Origin of the sequence: Thauera sp., assembly GCF_035444905.1 — a bacterium.
Lineage (GTDB): Bacteria > Pseudomonadota > Gammaproteobacteria > Burkholderiales > Rhodocyclaceae > Thauera.
Genome location: NZ_DAOMPS010000098.1, coordinates 1 through 7,309, shown reverse-complemented (window position 1 = coordinate 7,309; position 7,309 = coordinate 1). Strand labels below are relative to the sequence as shown.

General features: G+C 65.4%; 7 protein-coding genes and 2 pseudogenes. 7 read left to right on the top strand and 2 right to left on the bottom strand.

Annotated features, from left to right (window positions below):
• Positions 1-38 precede the first annotated feature (38 nt).
• The 6 genes and pseudogenes from PLC66_RS21760 to mobH all read left to right on the top strand — a co-directional run bounded on the left by PLC66_RS21760 (position 39) and on the right by mobH (position 5,607).
• The gene (locus tag PLC66_RS21760) at positions 39-572 is read left to right on the top strand and encodes an STY4534 family ICE replication protein (protein ID WP_324544280.1); all 534 of its coding nucleotides are present in this window, start codon (positions 39-41) and stop codon (positions 570-572) included.
• A 54-nt stretch (positions 573-626) separates the two neighbouring features.
• The gene (locus PLC66_RS21755) at positions 627-1,238 is read left to right on the top strand and encodes a DUF3275 family protein (protein ID WP_324542201.1); all 612 of its coding nucleotides are present in this window, start codon (positions 627-629) and stop codon (positions 1,236-1,238) included.
• Between the two features lie 90 nt (positions 1,239-1,328).
• Positions 1,329-1,667 (top strand): annotated as a pseudogene (locus PLC66_RS21750) (DUF932 domain-containing protein); the annotation flags it as partial.
• A 232-nt stretch (positions 1,668-1,899) separates the two neighbouring features.
• The gene (locus tag PLC66_RS21745; protein WP_324544279.1) at positions 1,900-2,658 is read left to right on the top strand and encodes a type IV toxin-antitoxin system AbiEi family antitoxin domain-containing protein; all 759 of its coding nucleotides are present in this window, start codon (positions 1,900-1,902) and stop codon (positions 2,656-2,658) included.
• Positions 2,651-3,571: pseudogene (locus PLC66_RS21740) on the top strand (nucleotidyl transferase AbiEii/AbiGii toxin family protein). Before PLC66_RS21745 ends, PLC66_RS21740 begins: the two are co-directional and overlap by 8 nt.
• 203 nt (positions 3,572-3,774) lie before the next feature.
• Entirely contained in the window at positions 3,775-5,607 is a 1,833-nt protein-coding gene (gene mobH, locus PLC66_RS21735; protein WP_324544278.1) for a MobH family relaxase, read from the top strand.
• A gap of 44 nt (positions 5,608-5,651) precedes the next feature.
• Here mobH and PLC66_RS21730 read toward each other — a convergent pair whose 3' ends face one another.
• Positions 5,652-5,951: a helix-turn-helix domain-containing protein gene (locus PLC66_RS21730; protein WP_003282197.1), complete on the bottom strand. Its 300-nt coding sequence runs from the start codon at positions 5,949-5,951 to the stop codon at positions 5,652-5,654.
• A gap of 105 nt (positions 5,952-6,056) precedes the next feature.
• Here PLC66_RS21730 and PLC66_RS21725 point away from each other — a divergent pair, with 105 nt between their 5' ends.
• Positions 6,057-6,683: a LysR substrate-binding domain-containing protein gene (locus PLC66_RS21725; RefSeq protein WP_324544277.1), complete on the top strand. Its 627-nt coding sequence runs from the start codon at positions 6,057-6,059 to the stop codon at positions 6,681-6,683.
• A gap of 47 nt (positions 6,684-6,730) precedes the next feature.
• Here the strand turns inward: PLC66_RS21725 and PLC66_RS21720 are convergent, their stop codons facing one another.
• Complete coding sequence (locus PLC66_RS21720; RefSeq protein ID WP_503012258.1) at positions 6,731-7,114, bottom strand: hypothetical protein; 384 nt, start codon at positions 7,112-7,114, stop codon at positions 6,731-6,733.
• Positions 7,115-7,309: the final 195 nt, after the last annotated feature.

Here is a 7,309-nt window from a genome sequence, read left to right as displayed (position 1 = left end):
TCGGATATCTCAAGCCGCGCCGCGTAGCAACGACGCCGCTGGGTGAGCGCTTACACATCACCGGCCTCGGGTATCTCAATCGCATCCGCGAAGTGAAACCCAAGAAAGGCGATTCCTTCCTGGCCTGCGACATTGCTGCACTCAATGGTCCCAGCGACGACGTCTCGTATGTGCGCTTCGACGCGCGCGTATCGGGATCTGAAGCGCAGCACCTGGTGCGTCGTTGCATACAGGCAGTCGATGCCGAGAAGAAGGTGATGATCGGGTTCCGCCTGGGTGACCTGTGGACCGACACCTTCACCTACTCCAAGGGCAAGCGTGCCGGCGAGCAGGGGGTGAGCCTCAAGGCCCGCCTGCTGTTCGTCAGTTGGATCAAGGTCGACGGCAAGCTCGTCTACAAGGCCGAACCCAAGCCGACCGAGACCGACGAGCGGAATCCGGAGGACTCTCTGGCATCCGACGTACCCGCCGTGCAGCAAGGCCCGGCGCCGGCGTCATCCGAGCACGTCACCGAAACTGCCGACGGCGACGCTGCCGACGTCCCTGCATGGGCTGTTGCCGAGTCGTTCTGATTCGCAAGGCGCATCCCCGGGGCTTCGTCCTCTCTTCGTCAGCAGGAGACTTTCATGATCACCATCCCCGGCCAACTGGCCATCAAGACCATCCATGGCCGCAACGGCGACTTCAATGTCGGCCGCCTGGCGACCTCGATCGGCGAGTTCGTCGTCAAGAACGCCGAACTCGATCAGTACGGCGAGGGCAAGTACGACGGTGATTTCGTCATCGTCGAGATTCGCCCCTCCACGTACAACGCCAACGGTCGCATGGTCATCGAGATCCGCGCCCATCTGGGCGGAATGGCGCTGTCCAACATCGATGCCCTGAGCCGCGACGAAGCTCGCCAGTTGGGCCCGCAGGAAGTCGATCCGATCGACGAGGAAGCGCAGTCGTCCGCGCCGGCTTCGCCTCCGGCCAAGCCGAAGGCGAAGCAGAGAAGCCCGCGCGATCCGCTGGTCGATACCACGCCGTTCGGCAACGAGCCGGTCGCCGCATCCCCCAATGCATCGGTCGATGCGGATGACGCGGTGTTGTTCGGCGCGCTCTGGCCGCTGGGCGAGATCGTCAAGCTTGATGCCACCGTGGATCGCCGCGTCCTGCGTCAGCAACGCGACCGTCTCGGTGCGTTGGGCTACGAGTTCGCTCCGCTGTCCCAGGACTGGCATCTCGCCAAGGCCTGATCCCAACCGTCGCGTCAGCGGCGTTACACCACCCGCCGGGGTTCCTCCCCGGTGGGGCGGGACTCCGGTCTCTCATCCAAGGAGATCGCCATGCAACTCGCGTCCCGCTTTTCTCATCGCTCCCCGGTGCTTCGGTCGCATCATCCGCTGTCGGATGATCAGATTCGCGCCGTCGCGCCCTCCATCTTCGCGGACACCCCGCACGAAAGCCGCTCCGAGCGGTACAGCTACATCCCCACGGCGACTTTGCTGACCGAACTGCGCAAGGAAGGCTTCCAGCCGTTCATGGTGTGCCAGACCCGTGTGCGACAGGAGGACCGCCGCGACTACACCAAGCACATGCTGCGCCTTCGCCATGAGAGCCAGATCAACGGCGACGAGGCGAACGAAATCATCCTGATCAACTCGCACGATGGCACCAGCAGCTACTCATCGCGCCCCTCGACTGGGAGCGCCGGCCCTCGGAGCGATGCCAGCAAGATTGCGCACAGCGGCTCAGGCATCAGGCCCCCGTTCGAAGAAGTTGCGGCTGGCCGAGCCGGGTTGGCTTGGGTCGCAGGATGATTAGATTGTGCATTACAAATCAAACATCATGCTACTTTCTCTGCGCGTTCTTGCGATAGCTCTAGGGGCTGATTTGATTCCGTGCTATCTCTATAACATGGATGGAAATTCTAGGCACCAGGTAATCAAGCGGCTGCAGGCGGGACTCCCCCGCGGGGCACCGTTCGACCTTGCCACCCTGAGCCAGTTCGGGGTGTCGCCCCAGCTCGCCGCTCACTATGCCGACGGCGGGTGGCTCATGCGCCTGGCCCATGGCGTCTATGCCTTCCCGAACGATGAGTTCGGGGTCTACGGTGCCCTGAAGTTCCTGCAACAGCGCGTGCCCGGCCTGCACGTCGGCGGCAAGAGCGCCCTGGCCCTGCAGGGGGTGCGGCACAACCTGGGCAGCCGGGAGGCGCTGGTGCTGTGGGGCGACGGTCGCTTCGCGTTGCCGGCCTGGTTCACTTCGCGCTTTCCGGCCCGCTATGTCCACGCCCGCCTGTTCGACTGGCCGGACACGGCGCTGGCCGCCAAGACCCTGACCACGCCGCCTGGCCTGCCCGAGGATCTGCGGGTGGCAGCCCCCGAGCGTGCCGTGCTGGAGCTGCTGTACGAAGCCGGCGTCAAGCAGAGCCTCGAAGAGGCCCGCAACCTCTTTGATGGACTGCGTTCCCCCCGCAAGGACTTGCTCGGGCAACTGCTGTCCTGCTGCGCCAGCGTGAAGGCCGTGCGCCTGTTCCTGACCTGGGCGCGCGAGACCAGCCTCGTGGATGTCGATGCCCTGCTGGAGCAGCACCCGGTTCGCACCGGCAGCAACACGCGCTGGATGAGCCGGCTCGATGACGGCACCTTGCTGAGCCTGAAACCTCATGGATAAGACCTACGCGGACACCGTTCGCCTGCTGCTGGCCGTCGCGCCCGACGTGTTCGCCAACGACATCTTCGCCATGAAGGGTGGCACGGCCATCAACCTCTTCGTGCGGGACATGCCGCGCCTGTCGGTGGACATCGACGTGGTGTACCTCCCGTGGCAGACGCCGCGCGACGAAGCGCTGCAAGCCATCAGCGAGGAGCTGGCTGCCATCGCCATGCGCGTTGCACCACTGGGCGTGCAGACACGCCTGGTTCGTGCCAAGGACCTGGGAGACACCAAGCTGATCGTCGAGAACGACGCCAGCCAGGTGAAGATCGAGGTCAACGTCGTGTTCCGGGGCAGCGTGCTGCCCGTCGAGCGACGGGCGCTGAGCGCCAGGACCAGCGATCTTTTCGGCGTGGAGTTCGAGCTGCCGGTTCTGGCGCCGGACGAGCTGTACGCCAGCAAGCTGGTGGCCGCGCTGGATCGGCAGCACCCGCGCGATCTGTTCGACGTGTGGCAGCTCTTTGAGTCGGGCGACATCAGCGACGGCATGGTCGAGTGCTTCGTGCTCTATCTGGCGGGCCACGACCGGCCGCCCCACGAAGTGCTGTTCGGCAACGACAAGGACATCGTCGGCGAGTACGAGCGGGCCTTTGTCGGCATGAACGAAGTGGGTTGCTCCCTGGAGACACTGCTCGACGCTCGCGCCAGGCTGCGGCGCGAGCTGCCGCAGCGCCTGAGTGCAGCGCACAGGCAGTTTCTGAGCGGGATGGTGCGTGCATAACCGGACTGGTCGCGGGTAGCATGCCCACACGCCGCTCAACTGCCTGCACTGCGCTGGAAGCTGAGCAATCTCGAAACCTTCCGCAAGCGCCGTCCCGACGACTTCGCGGCTCAAGCTGCCGCCCTCGACGCCGGCCTGGGCCAGCGTTGACGGCCATCCTCCAGCGCCCCACTTGCCGGGATTGCCCATGCCGCATTCATCGTGGCACTCGCGAAGCAGCGGCCCTATACCCAAAGGCTTCCGACAAAGGTCAAAGGGCTGGGAAGGGGCAAAGGAAGGGCGTCAAGGGGAAAGGCCCTATCCTGAAAAGGCCAAAAAGGCGCCCCTGAGCAGCCCGTCATCCGGGGTTCGCCATGCTCTCGCTGTTCCAGCGCAAAAGGGTGCCACCCACCTCCGGCACGCCGCCCACCTCCGCCATCGAAACTCCGAAAGGGTTGATGTGGCCGGAGTCGGCCGCATCGCTGCTGGCCACGCCGCGTCGGCAGAAACTGCTGGAACACATCTGGCAGCGCACATCGCTCTCGCGCCGGCAGTTCGCCGCGCTCTACCTCGCCCCACTGGAGCGCTACGCCGAGCTGGTCCAGCAGTTCCCGGCCTCCGAGAACCACCACCACGCCTATCCGGGCGGCATGCTGGACCACGGCCTGGAGATCGTCGCCTATGCGCTGAAATTGCGGCAGTCGTACCTGCTGCCTGCGGGCGTCACGCCAGAGGCACAGGCGGCCCAGGCCGAAGCCTGGACCGCAGGCACGGCCTACGCGGCCCTGCTGCACGACATCGGCAAGATTGCGGTCGATCTGCACGTCGAACATGCCGACGGCAGCGTCTGGCATCCCTGGCACGGCCCGCTGCGAAAGCCCTACCGCTTCCGTTACCGAAAGGAGCGCGAGTACCGCCTGCACAGCGCCGCCACCGGGCTGCTCTACGCGCGCCTTCTCGATCGGGACATCTTCGACTGGCTCAGCGGCTATCCCGACCTCTGGGCCGCGCTGCTGTACGTGCTGGCCGGCCAGTACGAGCACGCCGGCACGCTCGGCGAACTGGTCGTGCAGGCCGACCAGGCATCGGTCGCCCAGGAACTCGGCGGCGATCCCAGCAAGGCGCTTGCGGCGCCCAAGCATGCGCTGCAACGCAAATTGCTCGACGGCTTGCGCTACCTGCTCAAGGAAGAATTCAAGTTGAACCAGGACGGCCCGGCGGACGGTTGGCTGACCCAAGACGCCTTGTGGCTGGTGAGCAAGACCGTCTCCGACAAGCTGCGCGCACATCTGCTGTCGCAGGGCATCGACGGCATCCCGGCGAGCAATACGGCGGTGTTCAACGTGCTGCAGGATCACGGCATCGTGCAACCGACGCCGGATGGCAAGGCGATCTGGAAGGCTGCCGTCACCAGCGACGCCGGCTGGTCGCACGCCTTCACCTTCCTGAAACTCTCGCCGGCGATGATCTGGGATGCCGCCGACCGGCCGGCGCCGTTCGCAGGCCGTGTGCAGGTCGAAGAGGAACAAGCGGAGCCGCCGCCGCTGGCGCCGGCGGTGGCCGATGGGCCGCGCGTGGAAGGCACCGAAGCTGCACCCGCGAGCACGGCGCCGATCGCTTCCGCAGCCACAGACACCGGCGTGGCCGCGCTGCTCGACCTGCTGGGCGACACCGCTCCGCCCACAGCACCGGAGACCCCGAGTTGTCCTGTCGCCGAGCCCGAGCCGGCCCCTTCGACCGTGCCCCCGCCGCAGATGAGCCTCGCGCCTTCCCAGGATCGCGCGGAGCCCTCCGGGGCGCACTTCATGGCCTGGCTGCGTCAGAGCATCCAGACGCGCAAGCTCATCATCAACGACGCCAAGGCCCTGGTGCATACCGTCGCCGGTACGACCTACCTCGTCAGCCCCGGCGTGTTCCAGCGCTACGCGCAGGAGTACCTTCAAGTCGCCGCGCTGGCCAAGCAGGAGAAGCTGGAGGGGTGGCAGTGGGTACAGAAGCGCTTCGAGAAGCTGGGACAGCACCGCAAGCAGCCGAGCGGGCTGAACATCTGGACCTGCGAAGTCACGGGGCCGCGCAAGTCGCGCCGGCTGCACGGCTACCTGCTCGTCAGCCCGGATGCGCTGTTCCAGGAGACGCCGCCAGACAACCCATACCTGCGGCTCGTCAACGAGGCCGCAAAGCGCGAAGATTCAGCCCTTGGGGGCTAGGACGACGATCAGGCGTAGGCATGCGACCGCTGTGCGGGCCGGCTTCAATCTGCGGATGGGGCCGACTCTGCCAGCTTGGCTTCGGTCAGAGTCATCAAGTGGGCGGAACTGCATTTCAGCGCACGGGCAATCTTGAGGATGAGAGGGAGCGTGGGGACATGCTCGCCGCGCTCGATCTTGCCCATGTGTGACCGTTCGATGCCGGCCATGTGGGCCAGCGTTTCCTGAGCGATGCCCTGGTTGGTTCTTTCTTCCCGCACGGCAGCCCCAAACGCGATGGCTGGTTCCGCTTCGTAGGTAGTGGTGCCGGTGGGGCGGCCCCTTTGGATCGAACGCTTTGGCATTGCCAAGAGCGTCGAACACGGTCACGATTTAAACCACGTTAAACTTAACTCATCCAACGGCTTCGAGATCAGTTGCCACGAGTTCACCGCCTGGGGGAGCTGGACGTGGAATCGAGTGACATCACCGCCGAAATTCGCATGGCCGTCCTCGGTGAATGGGTGCCTCCCCAGCTCGCCGACGTGCTCGCCCTGCAGCGTGCCGAAGAGCCGGAGACCCATGCCATCCTGGCCGGCTGGACAGATCCCGGTCGAGGCGCGGAGATGCCGGACGACGGCTTCGACTTCGCCTTGTCTGCGGTTGCCCGGCAGTGGCCTGGCTGGGTATGCGAACCGCTGTGGCATGGCACGCTGGCGGTCGCCGTGGCCAAGCGCTCCCACTTGCTGGCCTACCGTGAAGTGCCGTGCCAGGAAGTGCTCAAGCAGCCGTTGATCTGCTCGCAGTCCACGGTCGATGAACCATGGCGCATGACCGTGCAGCGCGTGTTCGAGAACGCGCTGCAGGAGCGGGAGCAAACGGTGGAGACATTCGATGTGGTGATGACGCTGGTTGCCGCCGGGTACGGGATCACCATTGCGCCCGCCGCGAGACTGGCGAGCTACCTACGCCGAGGCATCGCCATGCGGCCGCTGGCCGGCGCACCAACGATCGTGATGGCTTACCTGCTCCGTCGCGAGGCTTCCTTGTCGGACACCCAGGCAAGATTCGCCCGCCGCGCGCGCTTGGTGTCCTGACGGACGCGCGGGGATCGCGGTTTCGCCACGATCCCGCATTCCTGCTGCTAGGCGACCCCGACTCGCGGCGGGGTCCATTCGCTCTCCTTCACGGCTGTGATCACTGCCATGACGAGCTTGTCGAGATTGCCGGCCGTCACGCCCTCCAGTGCCGAACGCCCCCGCAGCATCGAGCGCGGTTGCAGCAGTGCATGGTAGATCTGCCAGGGGTCCGCACCCCTGGTCAGCTTCAGGACGGACTGGATCAGCTCGTGCTTGAGTGGGTCGAGGTGCCAGTCCGGCACGCGCTGGCCGCGGTTGCCTACGTTCAACGCCAGCAAGTTGCCCGCCTTGATCTCGTAGCTGATCCACCTGCGGGACTTGCCCGCCATCTTGGCAAACGCCGCGACGGGAAGGTTGTGCGGCGCTTCGAAGACATCGAACAGTTCCATCCTCTCGCGCTGAATGTCCGAAGGCACCAGCGGCGCGGCTGATCGAGGGGTCGGAACCGCCGGCAGCCGATGTGCGGCGGCAGAAACCAACGGCATGGCGTCACCCGGCTTCGTCACCAGCAGGATTGGCGAAGCGCTAACCCGCATTTCTCACAGATAGGAGGCGCATCGCGGCCGGAAATATGAGAAAGTTGT